The sequence below is a fragment of the Pseudomonas sp. 2FG genome (assembly GCF_005502935.1).
GTDB lineage: Bacteria > Pseudomonadota > Gammaproteobacteria > Pseudomonadales > Pseudomonadaceae > Aquipseudomonas.
This window is the reverse complement of the sequence record NZ_SCMP01000005.1, coordinates 128,647-144,947: the sequence shown is the minus strand read 5'-3', so window position 1 is coordinate 144,947 and position 16,301 is coordinate 128,647. Positions and strand designations below refer to the sequence as shown.

At 61.7% G+C, this 16,301-nt stretch carries 17 protein-coding genes and 3 pseudogenes; 10 read left to right on the top strand and 10 right to left on the bottom strand.

From position 1 onward, the window contains the following. Positions 1-21 precede the first annotated feature (21 nt). Positions 22-840, bottom strand: a complete 819-nt coding sequence (locus FFS13_RS07320) for a MerR family transcriptional regulator (RefSeq protein ID WP_137818431.1) — start codon at positions 838-840, stop codon at positions 22-24. 273 nt (positions 841-1,113) lie between these two features. Here FFS13_RS07320 and FFS13_RS07315 point away from each other — a divergent pair. The 3 genes and pseudogenes from FFS13_RS07315 to FFS13_RS07305 all read left to right on the top strand — a co-directional run. Continuing rightward, positions 1,114-1,854: pseudogene (locus FFS13_RS07315) on the top strand (M24 family metallopeptidase); the annotation flags it as partial. Further along, complete coding sequence (locus FFS13_RS07310) at positions 1,830-3,602, top strand: SDR family oxidoreductase (RefSeq protein WP_137818531.1); 1,773 nt, start codon at positions 1,830-1,832, stop codon at positions 3,600-3,602. The pseudogene FFS13_RS07315 and the gene FFS13_RS07310, both read left to right, overlap by 25 nt. 14 nt (positions 3,603-3,616) lie before the next feature. Further along, positions 3,617-4,468 carry a metal-dependent hydrolase gene (locus FFS13_RS07305; protein WP_137818430.1) on the top strand — a complete coding sequence of 284 codons (852 nt, stop codon included), beginning with the start codon at positions 3,617-3,619 and terminating at the stop codon, positions 4,466-4,468. Positions 4,469-4,474: 6 nt separating this feature from the next. On the opposite strand, the gene rmuC is transcribed toward FFS13_RS07305, so the two are convergent. From rmuC to FFS13_RS07285, 4 genes and pseudogenes are all read right to left on the bottom strand, one after another. Next, positions 4,475-5,962 carry a DNA recombination protein RmuC gene (gene rmuC, locus FFS13_RS07300; protein ID WP_137818429.1) on the bottom strand — a complete coding sequence of 496 codons (1,488 nt, stop codon included), beginning with the start codon at positions 5,960-5,962 and terminating at the stop codon, positions 4,475-4,477. Between the two features lie 53 nt (positions 5,963-6,015). Beyond that, positions 6,016-6,361 (bottom strand): annotated as a pseudogene (locus tag FFS13_RS20045) (tetratricopeptide repeat protein). 575 nt (positions 6,362-6,936) lie between these two features. Then, complete coding sequence (locus tag FFS13_RS07290; protein WP_137818428.1) at positions 6,937-7,689, bottom strand: RES family NAD+ phosphorylase; 753 nt, start codon at positions 7,687-7,689, stop codon at positions 6,937-6,939. A 21-nt stretch (positions 7,690-7,710) separates the two neighbouring features. Continuing rightward, positions 7,711-8,082 (bottom strand): antitoxin Xre/MbcA/ParS toxin-binding domain-containing protein, encoded by a 372-nt coding sequence (locus tag FFS13_RS07285; protein WP_137818427.1) that lies wholly within the window; start codon positions 8,080-8,082, stop codon positions 7,711-7,713. A gap of 210 nt (positions 8,083-8,292) precedes the next feature. Here FFS13_RS07285 and FFS13_RS20040 point away from each other — a divergent pair. From FFS13_RS20040 to FFS13_RS07265, 4 genes and pseudogenes are all read left to right on the top strand, one after another. After that, positions 8,293-8,368: pseudogene (locus FFS13_RS20040) on the top strand (ATP-binding cassette domain-containing protein); the annotation flags it as partial. A gap of 360 nt (positions 8,369-8,728) precedes the next feature. Then, positions 8,729-8,941 carry a cold-shock protein gene (locus FFS13_RS07275; RefSeq protein ID WP_119955720.1) on the top strand — a complete coding sequence of 71 codons (213 nt, stop codon included), beginning with the start codon at positions 8,729-8,731 and terminating at the stop codon, positions 8,939-8,941. A 573-nt stretch (positions 8,942-9,514) separates the two neighbouring features. Then, on the top strand, positions 9,515-9,751 hold the full coding sequence (locus FFS13_RS07270) for a hypothetical protein (protein ID WP_137818426.1): 237 nt from the start codon (positions 9,515-9,517) through the stop codon (positions 9,749-9,751). Positions 9,752-9,805: 54 nt separating this feature from the next. Further along, positions 9,806-10,093, top strand: coding sequence for a DUF3509 domain-containing protein (locus FFS13_RS07265; RefSeq protein ID WP_137818425.1), 288 nt, complete (start codon positions 9,806-9,808; stop codon positions 10,091-10,093). A gap of 77 nt (positions 10,094-10,170) precedes the next feature. Here the strand turns inward: FFS13_RS07265 and FFS13_RS20250 are convergent, their stop codons facing one another. From FFS13_RS20250 to FFS13_RS07245, 3 genes are all read right to left on the bottom strand, one after another. Beyond that, entirely contained in the window at positions 10,171-10,428 is a 258-nt protein-coding gene (locus FFS13_RS20250) for a VF_A0006 family four-cysteine protein (protein WP_305955914.1), read from the bottom strand. Positions 10,429-11,168: 740 nt separating this feature from the next. Continuing rightward, complete coding sequence (locus FFS13_RS07250) at positions 11,169-11,453, bottom strand: hypothetical protein (RefSeq protein WP_137818422.1); 285 nt, start codon at positions 11,451-11,453, stop codon at positions 11,169-11,171. A gap of 261 nt (positions 11,454-11,714) precedes the next feature. Next, positions 11,715-12,041, bottom strand: a complete 327-nt coding sequence (locus tag FFS13_RS07245) for a hypothetical protein (protein WP_137818421.1) — start codon at positions 12,039-12,041, stop codon at positions 11,715-11,717. A 173-nt stretch (positions 12,042-12,214) separates the two neighbouring features. On the opposite strand from FFS13_RS07245, the gene FFS13_RS07240 reads away from it, so the two are divergent. From FFS13_RS07240 to FFS13_RS07230, 3 genes are all read left to right on the top strand, one after another. Further along, entirely contained in the window at positions 12,215-12,919 is a 705-nt protein-coding gene (locus FFS13_RS07240) for a spermidine synthase (protein ID WP_137818420.1), read from the top strand. Between the two features lie 78 nt (positions 12,920-12,997). After that, entirely contained in the window at positions 12,998-13,369 is a 372-nt protein-coding gene (locus tag FFS13_RS07235) for a YajD family HNH nuclease (RefSeq protein WP_137818419.1), read from the top strand. 122 nt (positions 13,370-13,491) lie between these two features. Further along, the gene (locus tag FFS13_RS07230) at positions 13,492-13,965 is read left to right on the top strand and encodes an RNA methyltransferase (RefSeq protein ID WP_137818418.1); all 474 of its coding nucleotides are present in this window, start codon (positions 13,492-13,494) and stop codon (positions 13,963-13,965) included. A 49-nt stretch (positions 13,966-14,014) separates the two neighbouring features. Here the strand turns inward: FFS13_RS07230 and FFS13_RS07225 are convergent, their stop codons facing one another. Next, positions 14,015-15,109: an extracellular solute-binding protein gene (locus FFS13_RS07225; RefSeq protein WP_137818417.1), complete on the bottom strand. Its 1,095-nt coding sequence runs from the start codon at positions 15,107-15,109 to the stop codon at positions 14,015-14,017. A gap of 12 nt (positions 15,110-15,121) precedes the next feature. Next, on the bottom strand, positions 15,122-16,234 hold the full coding sequence (aguA, locus tag FFS13_RS07220) for an agmatine deiminase (RefSeq protein ID WP_137818416.1): 1,113 nt from the start codon (positions 16,232-16,234) through the stop codon (positions 15,122-15,124). Positions 16,235-16,301 lie beyond the last annotated feature (67 nt).

Genomic DNA, 16,301 nt, shown 5'->3' with positions numbered 1-16,301 from the left:
AACTGACACGCTCTACCCAGCCTACGGCTTGAGAAAGCCCTTGAGCAGTTCGCCGACCCGCTCGCCCAGCTCCCGATTGGCCGACAGTTGCAGGCCGCGCGCCAGTTCGGTCTCCACCACCTGCTCGACCAGCGGACGCAGCTGCAACAGCTGCGCGCTGAGGCGCTCCAGTTCCTCGGCGCGCGGCAGCGCGTTGGCCAGCAGCGGATTGACCAGATGCTGGACGATCATCCGCACTATGCCGGCGGACAGCTGTTCGACATTGGCGCGAATCGCTGCCAGCTCATCCAGCAGCACCGGCAACGGAATGCCGGCCTGGAACAACTGCACACCGGCGGCGAACAGCCGCGGGCTGGGTACCCGCAGGTGGTCGCCGGCGAACTCCAGGAGCCCCAGCGCCTGCGCCCGGTCGAACATCCCATCGTCCAAGGCCGCGCCGAACAACGCCTGCAACTCGTCGAAGCCGAGACTGCCGGGCTCCTCCTGGTTCCACGGACCGATGATCGCCTGCTCGAGCCCCAACACCTGCGCCAGCCCCTGGCCTTGCTGCCAGGCCTCCAGCAGTTCGCGGATGCTGGCGATGCTGTAGCCGCGCTCCAGCAGCTCGCCGATCTGCTTGAGCCGGGCCAGATGTTCGCCGCTGTAGATCCCCACCCGCCCACGCCGCTGCGGCGGCGGCAGCAGGCCGCGGTCCTGGTAGGCGCGCAGATTGCGCACGGTGGTGCCGGCCTCGCGGGCCAGCTCATCGACTGTGTATTCCGCCACCGGCTCAGGCTCGGCAGTGGCCGGGGCCGGGGCCTGGAGCAAGAGACGCTGCGACAAGGAAGGGACGTTTTTCATGGCGGCGATCATAGCCGCCCGCATCGGCCGCCAACAACCGCGTCATCCCGCCCAACCCTGACCCAACCTTGGATTGGACTTGCGCGCAGCGCCCACCACAGAACCCCGTCGGCAAGTCCTCCGGCCCAGCCGCAGCCTGGCTCTCAGGGCGACGGTAACGCGGTAACAGGCCGCCGCCGTAACCGGCCAAGGCACTGGCCAGAGGCGCACATCCTCGCCAATACTCAATGTGACATTAATCAATGTAATAGTTGACCTCCCCGGAGAACGCCCATGCCTGCCAGCGCCCCCTCCCTGACCGCTTACGACCTGACGCAATTTCGCGTCATCCAGCAACTCGCCTATCGCTGTGCGGAAAGCATCGCCAAGGAACTCAGGCCCGGCATCAGCGAGAAGGAAACCGCGGCGCTGATGAAGACCTGGCTACAGGATCACGGGGTGCAGGACTGGTTCCATCAGCCCTTCGCCTGGTTCGGCCGACGCACCGCGTTCGAGGGCTTCGACGGCCTGCGCCATCTGGGCGGCTTCAACTTGGCGTTCTATCCGGGCAAGCAGCGCCTGGAAGAAGGCATGCCTTTTATCCTCGACTGCGCGCCAACCCTCGGTGCCTATACCGCCGATATCGGCTACTCCGGCGCACTCGGCGAGAACTTGATGGTGGAGCGGCTGCTGGACGACCTGATGGCCCACCGCCAGCTGATAGTCCAGCAGATCAAGCAGCGCCTGCCCATGGCCCAGGTCAGCCAGGCGGTGGATCGCCTATGCGCCGAGCAGGGCACCCTGCCACGGCACAAGGCCTACCCCTTCGAGGTCCTGGCCCACCGGGTCGAGAAGCTCAGCGAGCGCAACAGCGGGCCCTCGCTAGCGCGCTTCGGCGTGCGCAATATCGCCACCCTGATGAAGAATGCGCTGATCACCGGCCGCCGCGAGGGTTGGTCTCCGCTCTGGTCGAGCCACGCCCGCTCGGAGCATCCACCGACGCCAGGGCTCTGGGCAGTGGAGCCGCACCTGGGCAGCTCGCAGCGCAGCATCAGCGGGTCGCAGGCGATGGCGTCGAACTGGCGGCCTACCGCTGGGGTAACGCCGCCGGCCCTACTCTGCTGCTGGTGCACGGCTACCCGGACAACCATGAAGTCTGGCTGCCGCTGGTGCGCGAACTGGCCGCCGACTACCAGATCATCGCCTACGACGTACGCGGCTTCGGCGCCTCGGACAAACCAGGCAAGCGCCTGGACTACCGCCTGGACAAACTGGCCAATGATCTGGAGGCGGTGATCCGGGCGCTCAGTCCGGATCAACCGGTGCATCTGCTCGCCCACGACTGGGGCTCGATCCAGAGCTGGGAGGCGGTGACCGAACCGCGCCTGGCACCGCTGCTGGCCTCCTACACCAGCATCTCCGGGCCCTGCCTCGACCATGTCGGCCATTGGCTGCGCGACCGCCTTCAACAGAAAAGCCCGCGCGCCTGGGCGCAGGTCGGCGGGCAGTTGCTCAGCGCCTGGTACATCGGCCTGTTCCATACGCCCTGGCTGCCGGAGTTGGCCTGGCGCGCCGGCCTGACCCGGCTCTGGCCGAAGTATCTGCAACGGGTCGAAGGCGTGCGGGGCGCCACAGCCAGCGCCAGCCTCGCGGCCAATGGCCGGCATGGGGTCAAGCTGTACCGCGCCAACTTTATCCGCAGCCTGTTGCAGCCGCGCCAGCGCCCTACCGAGGTGCCGGTGCAACTGATAGTGCCGACCCGCGACCGTTATGTGCGGCCGCAACTGTTCGAGCAACTTTCGCGCTGGGCGCCCAAGCTGTGGCGCCGCGAGATCCGTGCCGGGCACTGGCAATTGCTGGCCGAGCCCACACAACTGGCACGCTGGATTCGCGAATTCGTCGGCCACCTGGAACGGGGTGAGAACACCGAGGCGCTGCAACGGGCGCAGGTCAAAGCGGATGCCGGCCCGGATGCCGGCAAGCTGGTGCTGGTCACCGGCGCCGGTGGCGGGATCGGCCGCGCCACCCTGCTCAGCTTCGCCGAGCGCGGCGCCAGCGTACTGGCCGCCGACATCGACCTGGCCGCCGCCGAGCGCAGCGCCGAACGGGCCCGCGCCCTCGGCGCCGAGGCGTACGCCTATCGGCTCGATGTCGGCGACAGCGCGGCGATGGAAACCTTCGCCGGCTGGGTCAAGGAACGCTTCGGCAGCGTCGACATTCTGGTCAATAACGCCGGCATCGGCATGGCCGGTGCCATGCTGGACACCAGCGCGGCGGACTGGGAACGCCTGCTGCGGATCAACCTGTGGAGCGTGATCGACGGTTGCCGACTGTTCGCCCGGCAAATGCTCGAGGCCGGCAAGGCCGGGCATATCGTCAATATCGCCTCGGCCGCGGCCTTCGTGCCCTCGCGCAACTATCCGGCCTATGCCACCAGCAAGGCCGCAGTGTTGATGCTCAGCGAATGCCTGCGGGCCGAACTGGCCGGGCAAGGCATCGGCGTGACGGCCGTGTGCCCCGGCCTGGTCAACACCGGAATCATCCAGACCACCCGCTTCAACGGCCTGAGTGCCGCCGCCGAAACCCAACAGAAAGCCAAGGCCCAGCGTCTCTACCGCCGCCGCAACCTCAGCCCCGAAACGGTCGCGCAGCAACTGGTGCGTGCCGTACAGCGCAACCAAGCGCTGATCGCCGTCGGCGGCGAGGCGCACCTGAGCATCGTCCAGTGGCGTTTCGCACCCTGGCTGTCGCGCTTGCTGGCCCGCCTGAATCTGGCCGCCTGATAAGGAGAACCACAATGAACGAACAACGGCAGCGCCTGGAACAATGCAAGGTACGCTTCGACTTCGCCGACACCCCGCTGCACTGGGTACCCGGCGAAGCGGAGGCCTCGCACATCATGAACACCCTGCACATCCTGCTGCCCGCCGGCGAGTTCTGGTTCTGCCGGGTCTACAACCGCGCCCTGCCACTGGTGACCGACGAGCATCTGCGCGAGGACGTGCGCGGCTTCATCAAACAGGAAGCGCAACACGCCCGCGCCCACGACAGCGCGCTGACGCCCTACCTGGTGCGCCACGGCATCGACCCCAAGTCCTTCACCAAGCGCCTCGACTGGCTGTTCGAGAAAGCGCTGTGCGACTACCCCCTGGGGGAAAACCAGCCGAGCCGGCTGCTGCAAAACTGGTGGCTGCGCCAGCGGGTCGGGCTCATCGCCGCCGTCGAGCACTTCACCTGCGTGCTCGGCGACTGGATCATCAGCACCCGCAGCCTGGATGCCGCCGACCCGGTGATGCTCGACCTGCTGCGCTGGCACGGCGCCGAAGAAGTGGAACACCGCTGCGTCGCCCATGACCTGCATGTGCACCTGGGCGGCAGCATCCTGATGCGCTGGCTCTATATGCTGATCGCGGCTGATGATGCGCCAGGACCCGACGACCCGTTACCGCCCGGGCTTCTCAAGCTCTGGTACGAGCTAGGCAAGCGCGATGTGCTGCCGGCCATGGGTGGCATCGGCCGCTCGGTGCTGCGCTACTTCCTGCCCGGGTTCCATCCGCGCAGCGAGGGGAATATCGAGGTGGCGCTGGACTATCTGCAGCACTCGCCGGCGGCGCAGCGGGCGGCGGCGGCGGAAGCGCTACGCGGTTGAACAAAGCTAATCGACCGCCGCGTCGACCGCTGCATCGAAGTGCGGCACGCCGGCCGCCCGCTCCAGCAAGTCCGTCGGCAGGCTCTTGCTGGCGCGGGCGCCGAGCAGTTTGAGGTTTTCCACCCGACTGATGATATTGCCGCGGCCCTCGCTGAGCTTGTTGCGTGCCGCGGCGTAGGCCTTGTCCAGCTGTTGCAGACGACTGCCGACCTCGTCCAGATCCTGAATAAAGGCGACGAACTTGTCGTACAGCGCGCCGGCCCGCTCGGCGATCTCGCGGGCGTTCTGGCTCTGCCGCTCCTGGCGCCAGAGGCTGTCGATCACCCGCAGGGTGGCGAGCAAGGTGGTCGGGCTGACGATCACGATATTCTGCTCGAAGGCCTCCTGGAGCAGCCCGGAATCGGCCTGCAACGCCGCGGCAAAAGCCGCTTCGATCGGCACGAACAGCAGCACGAAGTCCAGGCTGTGCAGCCCTTCCAGACGCTGATAATCCTTCACCGAGAGGCCTTTGAGGTGGTTGCGCAGCGACAGCACATGCTGCCTCAGCGCCTGCTGGCGAAGCGGCTCAGCGTCGGCGGCAATAAACTGTTGATAGGCGGTCAGGCTGACCTTGGCATCCACCACCACCTGACGGTCGCCGGGTAGCAAAATCAGCACATCGGGCTGGAAGCGCTCGCCATCGGCGCCCTTGAGGCTGACCTGGGTCTGATACTCGCGGCCCTTCTCCAGGCCGGCATGCTCCAGCACCCGCTCCAGTACCAGCTCGCCCCAGTTGCCCTGGGTCTTCTGGCCTTGCAGGGCGCGAGTCAGGTTGGTCGCCTCATCGCTCAGGCGCTGATTGAGCAGTTGCAGGCGCTCCAGCTCCTTACTCAGAGAGAAGCGCTCGCGGGCTTCCTGCTGATAGCTCTCCTCGACCCGTTTCTCGAAGGACTGGATACGTTCCTTGAGTGGGTCGAGCAGTTGTCCGAGGCGCTGCTGGCTGGTTTCGGCAAAGCGCTGTTCACGCTCATCGAAGATCTTCCCGGCCAGTTCGGCGAACTGCGCCCGCAGCTCATCGCGGGAACCTTGCAAGTCATTCAAGCGCTGCTGATGGCTGTCCTGCTGCTCGCGCAACTCGGCAACCAGGCCGGCACGCTCGGCGCCCAGTTGGCGCAGCTCGGCTTCTTTCTGTTCACGCTCGGCACGCCAGGCCTGGGCAGCCTCGCGTGCCGCGCCCCGTTCAACCTGCAGCAGCTCGGCTTCGCGACGCAATGCAGCCAACTCGGCCTGCTGCTCGGCTTTAGTTTCGCCGAGTTCGGCGACTTCACTGCGATAAGCATCGAGCTGCGCAGCCAGGCCATCCTGAGCCAGTTGCGCAGTGCTCAAGCGCTCATCGAGTAATGCGCATTCCGCCTGTTTGAGCGCCAAACGCCGTTGCAGTTGCCAAGCCAGCGCCAACAACGGCACGGCGGCTGCGAATAAACCAATCAGCAAGTTGGGCAAATCGATAGGCATAGACGGCTCCACGCAAGAATGCCGGGCAGTATACCCAGCCCGGCGCGGCGCGCTTAAGAATGGGGATAGCGGTTGCTCAGCAATCGCTTGGCTTCGTGAGAGCCCTGCGCCGCGGCTTGTTCCAGCCAATGCCGGGCTTGCTGCGGGTCGTGCTGACGTGGCTGGCTGTACAGCCGACCCGGCCTCCAGCTGAGCCTGCCGCTCACCCGCACGCGCGGCCTGGCGCTGCAGCTCGAGGCCAATCCGGCGGTCACGGCTATTGCCGCAGTCACGACAGAGCAACTGCCCCAGACGACTTTGCTCGACTACCACACCCTGGCGGGCAGGTTGTTTGAGCAGACGCACGGAGGCTGGAGCGGCAGGCAGAGAGAGTGAGTGAGTGAGACGCGAGGCATCAATGACTGGGATGACGGGAAAGGCACGCCACTCCACTCTTTTTTCTTGGCCGGTAAAGCCTTGCAAAAGACCTCCAACCGCGATCTAGAGCAAGCGCTCGGGACAATCCACAGAAGTTGTGGATAACTCAGTGGACAACTTGGTAGCAAGACTCGCCAAGCCTGATGGGATGGGCCTCCAAGTCAAACTGATGCTTTTTTCACCAGCAGAAAAAAACTATATTTTTCATTGACTTAATAAATCAACTGAAAGAATCAAGGACTTACAGGCGCTGGTGGCAGGCGCTTGACAAGCCGCTTCGCAATTGTGCACAAGTTTTCGCGGGGGCACCCTGGGCGCCCCGTTTCAGGGCATCTACATGGCGCTTTGCGGGTTAAATTCAATAGCCGCATGAGCGCTCAAGCGACGCAAGACACGGAACAAGCGACCCTGCTCGGCCAAGCCCAAATATGCAGCGGTATTCCCCAGCCTCGCCTTGCGCCGAACCTGTGCACAGCAGCACCCGGCCAAAAAACTGCGAGCAGCCGTCAATCGCCAATGTTCAGACGCGCAGCAAGCCGCTGACTCGATCGCGGCCGTCACGCCGGCTGCGGCAAGCGCCCCTCGACCAGAAAGTCGTCCCAACGAAACAACCGCGGCGTATCGGGGGCCTGCGCATGCTTGAAAGCCACATAGGCGGCGGTGGTTTCGCACAGCCAGGGCGTCAGGTTACGCGGCCGCTTTTCCATGAAGGCTTGCGGGGTATACAGCGCGACATTGGCACCACCCAGCGGACAACGGGCGGACTGGTACTCAAAAGCCTCAACGCCGGCAGCACGCATCGCCCCACCGAGCGCCTGAGTCGCCCGGTAGTGCAGCGGATCGGTCAATTCACGCTGGTGCTCGGTGAACGGCGGGTGCTGTAACTGGATACCGCGTTCAACCTGGTAACGCGCTTCGAAGGAAGAATGCTCGGACAAGATACGCCCGCTAGGCGGCGGGCTGAGCATGCCGTCCCACAGCACGAAACGGTAATACGCCGTCTCGGCCATGGCGGTTTCCAGGCGTGTAGCCGCGTAGAACAGGCTGGGCTCGTAGACGCTGCCAAAACGCGAACCCCAACGCAGCGGCGGATAGCGAAAGGGGGTTTTCAACAGATAATGCAGCGGTTCGGCACTTTTCGGCAGCGGCGGTTTGCTGGCCTCGATCAACTCCTCCAGCAGCGCCTGCTCTGCCAGGTTGTCGACCAATTGCAGCGTCGCGACCTGCTCCTGGCTTTCTACTATGCGCACCAAGCGCCCGCGTAGCGGCTTGATCCGTTCTGCACCGCGGCAGGCCTGCCAGATATCCATGGCCACTCTTCCTTGTATGACTCAGACCTTGCCGCGAATGGCATCCAGGTATTCGACCACCCGCACCAGCCCTTGCACGTGCCCCATCTGCTGCAGCGGCACGCCTGCCAGATGCCGGTTTTCGGTGCGCAAAAAGTGCCGCATGTCGGCGAGATTGCCGCCGAACAAGGCGAATAAGGCGCGGTAGGCGCGGATCAGCAACAAGGCCAGCTCACCGGTCTTGCTCTGCGGGCGCAAGCCGCCGCTATCCTGCCAGCGGGTGATCGCAGTGCGATGCACGCCAACGATCTCCGCCAACTCCTGCTGCGTCAGCCCCAGCTGTTCACGGGTATTGAGCAAAGCCTTGGCCAGCACCGTGTCGGCGTCAGGCAAGGCTTTAATGAGTGCGCTCATGGCGAAAGCCCCTGTGTGTTTGCAGCAATATTAATAGAAAATAGCGCAAACGCACAAGCAAAGTTCCATTCGACAACCCAGCCCTGCCGGTGCAGGCACCCGACTAACAGCAATAGATCCAGAAGACTTACGGAGCCCACCGGACCACCTTTGCAAAAGCGCTATGGCCCTCATCTGGTTCGGTGCTGCGTGCACAGCAGAAAACGCCACAAACGTGTCGCCATCGCCCGCGCCTTAGCGATGGCGCCGGACGTAATCCTCTTCGATGAGCCGACTTCGGCAGTTTCTCTCGCAGTCAGGATCGCAACCCAGCGAGCTGGTCAGCCCCTAAGCCACGCGGGGCAGGCAGGGGTCGTCGCACCGCTCATGCATCTGCGGTCGGTTTGAACAGCGCGTCGAGCCCGAGATAGCTTGAGCTTGCCCCAGACTAAGGGCGAGCTCCACGGCATTAGACTAGCGGCAGTACAAAGGCTCGCACTTCCCGGGCAAACCGCGTATGGTGTTGCGACTGTGCTGCATGTGTCACCGCGAATCGCAATTGATGTTAGATCTCGATCCAACCATCTCGACTCCTTTTACTCTTTGCACTCAGTCTCGGCTTGGGCTCTTCCAGGACCGTAGTTAACTTTGTTCAAGGAGATACACCATGTCCAATCGCCAAACTGGTACCGTCAAGTGGTTCAACGATGAAAAAGGCTTCGGCTTCATCACCCCACAATCTGGCGGCGACGACCTGTTCGTGCACTTCAAAGCCATCCAGAGCGACGGCTTCAAGAGCCTGAAAGAAGGCCAGACTGTTTCCTTCGTGGCTGCCAAAGGCCAGAAAGGTATGCAAGCTGAAGAAGTTCAGGTGGTCTAAACACCCCCTGCGCTGCTCAAAAAGCCCCGCCCTACGGCGGGGCTTTTTTGTGCCCAGATTTTACCCGAGCAACCCAAGCGCCCAACAGCCGAACGGATTCTTTTTAGCTCTACCCGACACCTTCGGTCGGCCTCAGTATCCAAAAACCGACCGATCGATTACAATGCGCACGTTAGTACCAAGCTGAAAGTCAATTAGGCCGCTAAACCCCTCTAGCAAATTTACTCACCAAGAGTACCTTGCTAACACCAAGGGCACCGGCCCTAGATGGCTCCCAGGTAAAGACTTCTGCCAGCTTCTTTCCAACTTGAAAGACTGCTGCGAAGGCCATTTACTCTGCCCTAGCCAACCTGTCGATTGATCAGGCTCACCACCCAGGATATCTAACCATCCTTGGTATCGCCTGCCCTCCTAAGTACCTACCTGCCAGCCTAAGCGCCGCGATACTGCGGAACTTTATCTTGCGGCCCTGCTCCGATCAGATTCATTCCGCCTGCCCATTTGGCCAGCGATACCGGAGCTTTTAATTTTCGCGGTTACATAACCGTAATTTGTAGGAAACACCTAATAAATATGTCCACCCAACACCAAGTTCAGGATGCTATTCGCACCCTATCCACTGCCTTCGCCCCATTCGATTGCCAGATCCAAGCCGTTCGCAAAGGCTGCTTCAGTTTCACCATCGTCAACGAACGCGGCATTGCCCGTCATAGCGAACGCTTGTATCCAGAACAGTACTCCTCCGGATCACTGCAACTGGTAATCGATCGAACACGTCAGGTATTGGCCAGCAAGGGCTTTACTGCGTGAACCTAACGACCCCATGACGGTCACAACTACTCACTCTCGCGATGGAGCGCCGTCATGCAACACATTAATATCGATCTGCTCGAGAAAACGTTTCACCCTCTCCGTGTTTCCCTCGGCAACCGCCGACCTGATGGCGGTATAGTGCTCACCTTGGCTGACACGACCGATGTAACAGCTTATAGCCGTGTTATCCACTCAAAAGAAGTGAGTAGCTCGGATGTATTTTGTCGCGTGGTAGAAGATATTCGCCGCGAGCTATCGGTCCGCTCAGGGTATTTATCTACAGAGATAAGAAAACAGCTGGTAGAGAATGCAGGTGTTATGCCCTACATTTCTGACTGACAGTCTGCAAACCCAAGTCCCGCAAGCCGCGGGCTTTGGGCTTACAACCACCCCTCAGAGTTAAATACGTTAGATATCTACTCGAGATACTGCCTTCTACAAGCATTCTGTATCTGATTAACAGCCATGCTGTTTTCAACACCAGGTATGTTTTTTAGCAAGCACTCGTTATATGCCTTTTCTTTACCCAACAGAAAAGCACCTTCTTGGTAAAGCTTCCTACACGCATATTCGATCAAATACGCAGATAGATTTGTTTTTGCACCTTTCTGATACTGCAACAAACAGACATTGTATTCATCGTCATCAGCGCACGCGCTGGACGAAAACACCATCACAAGCAAACATATAGCGCTGAATTTATACCTCATTGCTTTCTCGCCAAGAGCATATATTTCTTGTCGTTAACATATGCGAATTTAAAGCATATGGAGCACCATCAACGTCATAGCTGCAGCCCGCTGACACTTCAAACTATAGCGCTGGCACGGGTCATAGCCATAAGCAGCCAGAATCATTGTTCGCCACGCTATCTTCGGCAGGGCTTACGGAAAATTACTCGAAGCTCTCCATGCCTCGGCGTCGCCGCTCCCTGAGCGTTCGGGATAGCAACTGTGCAACGACAGCCAGGAGCAGCTGAAGCCATGAGCCCCTTATGATGAGGCTCTATGGACGTCCTCGCCCCGGCGTTGCAGGCACGCCGGGCAACTGTTTTGCGCCCTGATAGCCGTCACCATGATTACTTGCAGATAACAACCAGGCTCCGGCTAGCGAACGTACCAGACTCTATACCGAGTAGACCGTCAGCTGGGTCGGCGTCCGGCCTGCCTTTCTTGCCGACGGTCTCATAGCCACTACCAGCGCATGCCTGGGTTGCCTTCTCGTAGCAGTGCTCCCACTTTAAGGCCTGACCAGAGCAGTCAATGCTGAGGGCATCACTGCCATCTTTCGTTGAGGTTTTATTCACCGTCGCGCATCCGCCGATGGCCAGCAGAGTGGTGAATACGATAAGCCGGATCATGTCCTTACCTGAGCTAATGTGTTGCACCCTGCAGCCAGCACCAAACGTCACTGCTTAGCGGCAGATAACGATCATGTTGCGACTAGAGAAACCGTCTGGATTTAAACCAAGCGGGTAGTTTTCCGCATAGTCACCTTCACCGACTCCCGACTTTGCCATGACCTTATAACCAGCTAAGCCGCATGCCATGACCGCCTCTTCGTCACACTTTTCCCACGAGGAGGTAAGACCAGAACAGTTGATATGCAGCCCTTTTTTGCCATATTTCTTGTGCACTGTGGAAGTCGCGGCGCAGCCAGCAATTGCCAGAATGGTAAGCAACACCAAGAGACGCTTCATGCAGTTTCCTTATGCGGCGCCTATTTTTATGCGGCTAGTCGCAGATTGTCATAACCACTCAGCTAGAACTCAGCAGCTGAGCTGCTCCCGAACTGCCAGCCGACTGGAAGCCCTATGCTCATTCGCTGCTACCTAGGCAGTATCTCATTATTACCCGAGACTCACGACCACCAGCCACTTGCAAGATCGGCTCACATTGCTCAGCAGCAGCTTGGCCGGGGCGCCCCTCAGCGCTGCCTAGTTAAGCCGCCATATCGGGCTTCAGTCAGTCTCTTTTGGATTTCGCTCAAGCGGCAAACTCTTACTATTGCGCTGCCACTGCTGCTCCAGCAGCGGAATAGCCTTATCCCGCGGGTTAACCGAGTCGGCTCGCGGCAGGCGACTACTGTTGTTGTTCAACAACCGCGGAAGGTTCGGCGCCACTTCTGGCGCATTGCGCGGCGTCACTTGCTGATAGGGGTTGGGCGTGGCCGTACCCGGTGAGCCGGGTGGCGGACTGCCTGGGGGACGCAGCAGGTATTCCTGCGCGTATGCCCCGGCTGAGCACAACGCGGCGAGGGTAAGCATCACAAGAGTCTGGATCCGCATGACGAACCTCCGTGACGCGCCGAGGGGCGCTGGCATTGGGCAGTGGCCAAAGCAGGCGCTGACCATGTCTTGCATCAGGCGCCGGTTTGTCACGTTAGACTATGCACCCGCGGCGCTTTGCCCGCATCCCTTCGCTCAGCACCAGCGACCCCACCGCCAATCCCGAGACCGCCATGAAGCGCTTTGTATTGCTCGACACCGTAGAGATCCCCAATAACGGCGGCGCGCTGTGCCTGTTCGAATACGGCGAGGATTTCGTGATCAAGATCCAGGGCGGTGACGGTGGTCAGTTGATGAACACCCGCATGCACGGCTCGGAAGATGCCCTGGCTGAGATCCCCTGCAAGAAAGTCGCCCAGCGCCCGCAGCCACGCGTGCTGATCGGCGGGCTGGGCATGGGTTTTACCCTGGCCTCGGCACTCAAGCACCTGGGCGATAACGCCGAAGTGCTGGTGGCCGAACTGGTGCCGGGGGTGATTGAGTGGAATCGCGGGCCGCTCGGCGCCAAGGCTGGCCAGCCGATTCTGGATAAGCGTGCCGAGGTCCGGGCCATCGATGTCGCCAAGGTGCTGCAAGCCGAGCCGCAAGGCTTCGATGCGATCATGCTGGACGTGGATAACGGCCCCGAGGGGCTGACCCACAAGGGCAATAGCTGGCTGTACTCGATGGAAGGGCTGAATGCCTGCCATAGCGCGCTGCGACCAGCAGGCGTACTGGCGGTATGGTCGGCCAGTGCGGATCGCAAGTTCTCGGAAAAAGTGCGCAAGGCCGGCTTCAGGGTCGAAGAGGTGCAGGTGTATGCCCACGGCAATAAAGGCACCCGGCATACCATCTGGATTGCGGAAAAACTCAAACCCACGCACTGTGCCAAACCTTGATGGACGGCATGGCTACAGCGCTGCCAGAGAAAGCGTTAAGCTTTATTCAAGCAATCAGACGATTCAGCAGGTAAGAACATGAGCACGGAAAAATCCGCGGCGACGCAAAAGACCGACCGCATCATCGCCGAAGCCCAGCGCAGCCGTGAAGCAGGCTACCGAGATAAAGCCCTGAAAATGTACCCCCATGTCTGCGGCCGCTGCAGCCGTGAGTTTTCCGGCAAGCGCCTGAGCGAACTGACCGTTCACCACCGCGACCATAACCACGACAACAACCCGCAAGACGGCTCTAACTGGGAGTTGCTGTGCCTCTTCTGTCACGACAATGAGCACTCGCGCTACACCGACCAGCAGTATTTCGCCGAAGGCTCCACCGCCAGCCCGCAAGGGCCTAAATCGACCCACAAGGCCTTCGCCGATCTGGCCGCCTTGCTGAAAAGCAAAGAGTAGCCGGCGCTGTTTGCAGGCAACGACACCTCAAGCGTCCAAGCCTGCAAACGCGATCATCACCCCAGCCTCCTAGGTTGCGGCCAAGCCCGTATAATCGCGGCTTTCTTCAAGAGCACGCGCACGTGGCGAACAGAAGGTACAGCTGCATCGGGTTATTCAACCCCAAGTCCCCGGAAAACGTCGGCTCGGTGATGCGCGCGGCGGGCTGCTACGCGGTCAATTCGGTGTTCTACACCGGCACCCGCTATGCCCGCGCGCAAGACTTCATCACCGACACCAAGAAGATCCACCAGGATATCCCGCTGATCGGCATCGACGATCTGCAGAAGATCATCCCGCTCGGCTGCACGCCGGTCGCGGTCGAGATGGTCGAAGGGGCCAAACCCTTACCCGAATACACCCACCCGGATCGCGCCATCTACATCTTCGGCCCGGAAGACGGCTCCCTGGGCAAGGACGTACTGGCCTGGTGCGAAGAGGTGATCTACATCCCCACCACCGGCTGCATGAACCTCGCGGCGACGGTCAATGTGGTGCTCTACGACCGCCTGGCCAAGGGCCTGAACACCAAATCCGGGCCACAGTTTTCCCGCTGAACAGCCGACCCATTTTCGCGGCCGCCGAAGTTCTTTACCCGCTACAGAGCTACAGCCCCGACTTCAACCGGCTAAACGCCCGAGTCAGCGCACGGTTGAACTCGCGGGCATTGTCGTTCTTGGTATAGAGCGCGGCGCGCACCGCTTGCGGCGGGTAGGTGCCGGGATCGTTGAGGAGCGCCGGATCGACCGTCGCTGCCGCCGCTGGCACGGCGTTGGCGTAGTAGATGGTGTTGGTGATCGCGCCGATGATTTCCGGGGTCATCAGGTGATCCATCAGTGCCAAGGCGGCTTCAGGGTGCGGAGCATCCTTGGGGATGACCATGGCATCGAACCAGAGCAAGGTGCCCTCCTTGGGTATCTGGTATTTCAGGCTGAACGGCTTGCCGGCCTGCTCGGCCTGGCTCGCGGCAATCGCGACATTGCCGTTCCAGGACATCGCCAGGCAGGTGTTGCCGTTGGCCAGGTCGTTGATGTTGCGGTCGTTATCGAAATAGCGGATATACGGGCGGACCTTCGCCAGATGCGCCTCGGCGGCCTTCAGGTCATCCAGGTTCTGCCGGTTGATGTCCAGGCCCAGGTAGCGCATGGCAGCGGCGAACACTTCATTGGGATCGTTGAGGTAGCTCACCCCGCAGTCGGCGAAGCGCGCCACCACCTGCGGATCGAGCAACATCGACCAGCTGTCCACGGGCGCATCCGCCATCCGCGCCTCGACCGCCTGCTGCTGGTAACCGATGCCGGTCGTGCCCCAGACATACAGCCCGGCGTAGCGGTTGCCCGGATCGAAGCTCGCCATGTGCTTGGCGAACTCCGGATCGAGCCCTTGGAAATGCGGCAACTGCGCCTTATCCAACGGCTGCAGGGCGCCGCTGGTGATGGCGCGGGTCAGATGCTGGCCAGCGGTCAGCACCAGGTCATAGCCGCTGCGACCGGTGAGCAGCTTGGTTTCGACGGTTTCCAGCGAGTCGAAGTGATCGGCCACCACGTGGATGCCGGTCTTCTCTTCGAACGCAGTCAGCGTGTCCGGCGCCAGGTATTCACTCCAGATATACAGATTGACCTGGGGCTTGTCGGTTGCTGCCTGCGCGCCTGCCGCGGCAAGGCCGAGGCAGGCGCTGGTGAGCAGAGTACGAAGGTTCATCGTCGTGCTCCTCTAGCCGTGGGTGGCGGCCGCGTATTGCGGCATGGTGATGCAGGCGACGTTGCCGCCGCCGAGGAGGATTTCCCGCGAGTTCTCGATGCCGATGATCCGGTGCCTGGGGAACAGCTCGGCCAGGGTCGCCTGCGCCACGCGATCGTTGGCATCGCCAAACAGCGGCAGGACGATCACCGAGTTGCCGGCGTAGTAGTTGATATAGGAGGCGCAGATCCTGGTGCCGGCCTGGCGCAGATGCGTGCCATCGTTTTGGTCCAGCCCGGCCGCCTCCTGCGCCGTCCACTCCAGCAGCCGTGGCTGCGCCAGCTTGTGCACGATCAATTCGCGGCCACGGGCATCGCGGGTGCTGCGCAGGATGTCGTAGGCCTCCTGGTAGATTTCCCACTGCGGGTCGTCGCGCTCGTCGGTCCACTGCAGCACCACCTCGCCGGGGCGGACGAAGCAGGCCAGGTCGTCGACATGGCCGTCGGTCTCGTCGAACTTGCAGCCGCGCGGCAGCCAGATCACCTGCTCGGCGCCGAGGTAATCGGTCAGCCGTTTGGTCACCTCGCTCTTGCCCAGTTCGGCATTGCGGTTGCGGTTGAGCAGGCATTGCTCGGTGGTGAGGATGCTGCCCTGGCCATCCGCCTGGATGCCGCCAAGCTCGGCGATCAACGGCACGCGGTAGCGGTCGAAGCGCTCGATTTCGAGGATCTTCTGCGCGATCTGGTCGTCCTTGTCCCAGGGATAGTAGAGGCCGCCGTCGAGGCCGCCGTAGGCGTTGAACTCGAAGTCCACGCCGCGCACCTCGCCCGTCGCGTCATTGACCACGAAGCACGGGCCACTGTCGCGAAACCAGGTGTCGTTGCAGGTCATTTCCACCACCCGGATGTGCGCCGGCAACAGGCGGCGGGCGTTGGCGTACTGGCTGCTGGAGGCACAGATGGTCACCGGCTCGCTCTCGGCAATCGCGCTGGCGATCTGCACCCAGACCTGCTGCGCCGGCTTGCCGCCATTGCGCCAGACGTCCGGGCGCTCCGGCCAGCCCAGCCAGCAGCCGGCCTTGCGCTCGAACTCGCCGGGGAGACGGAAGCCATCGGCCTTGGGAGTGGAAGTCAGGGAACGCGCCATGCAACACCTCTGGTTGTTGTGGAGAGATGTCCAGACAGTACGCGCCGCTCAGGGCGGGCTGCCAATG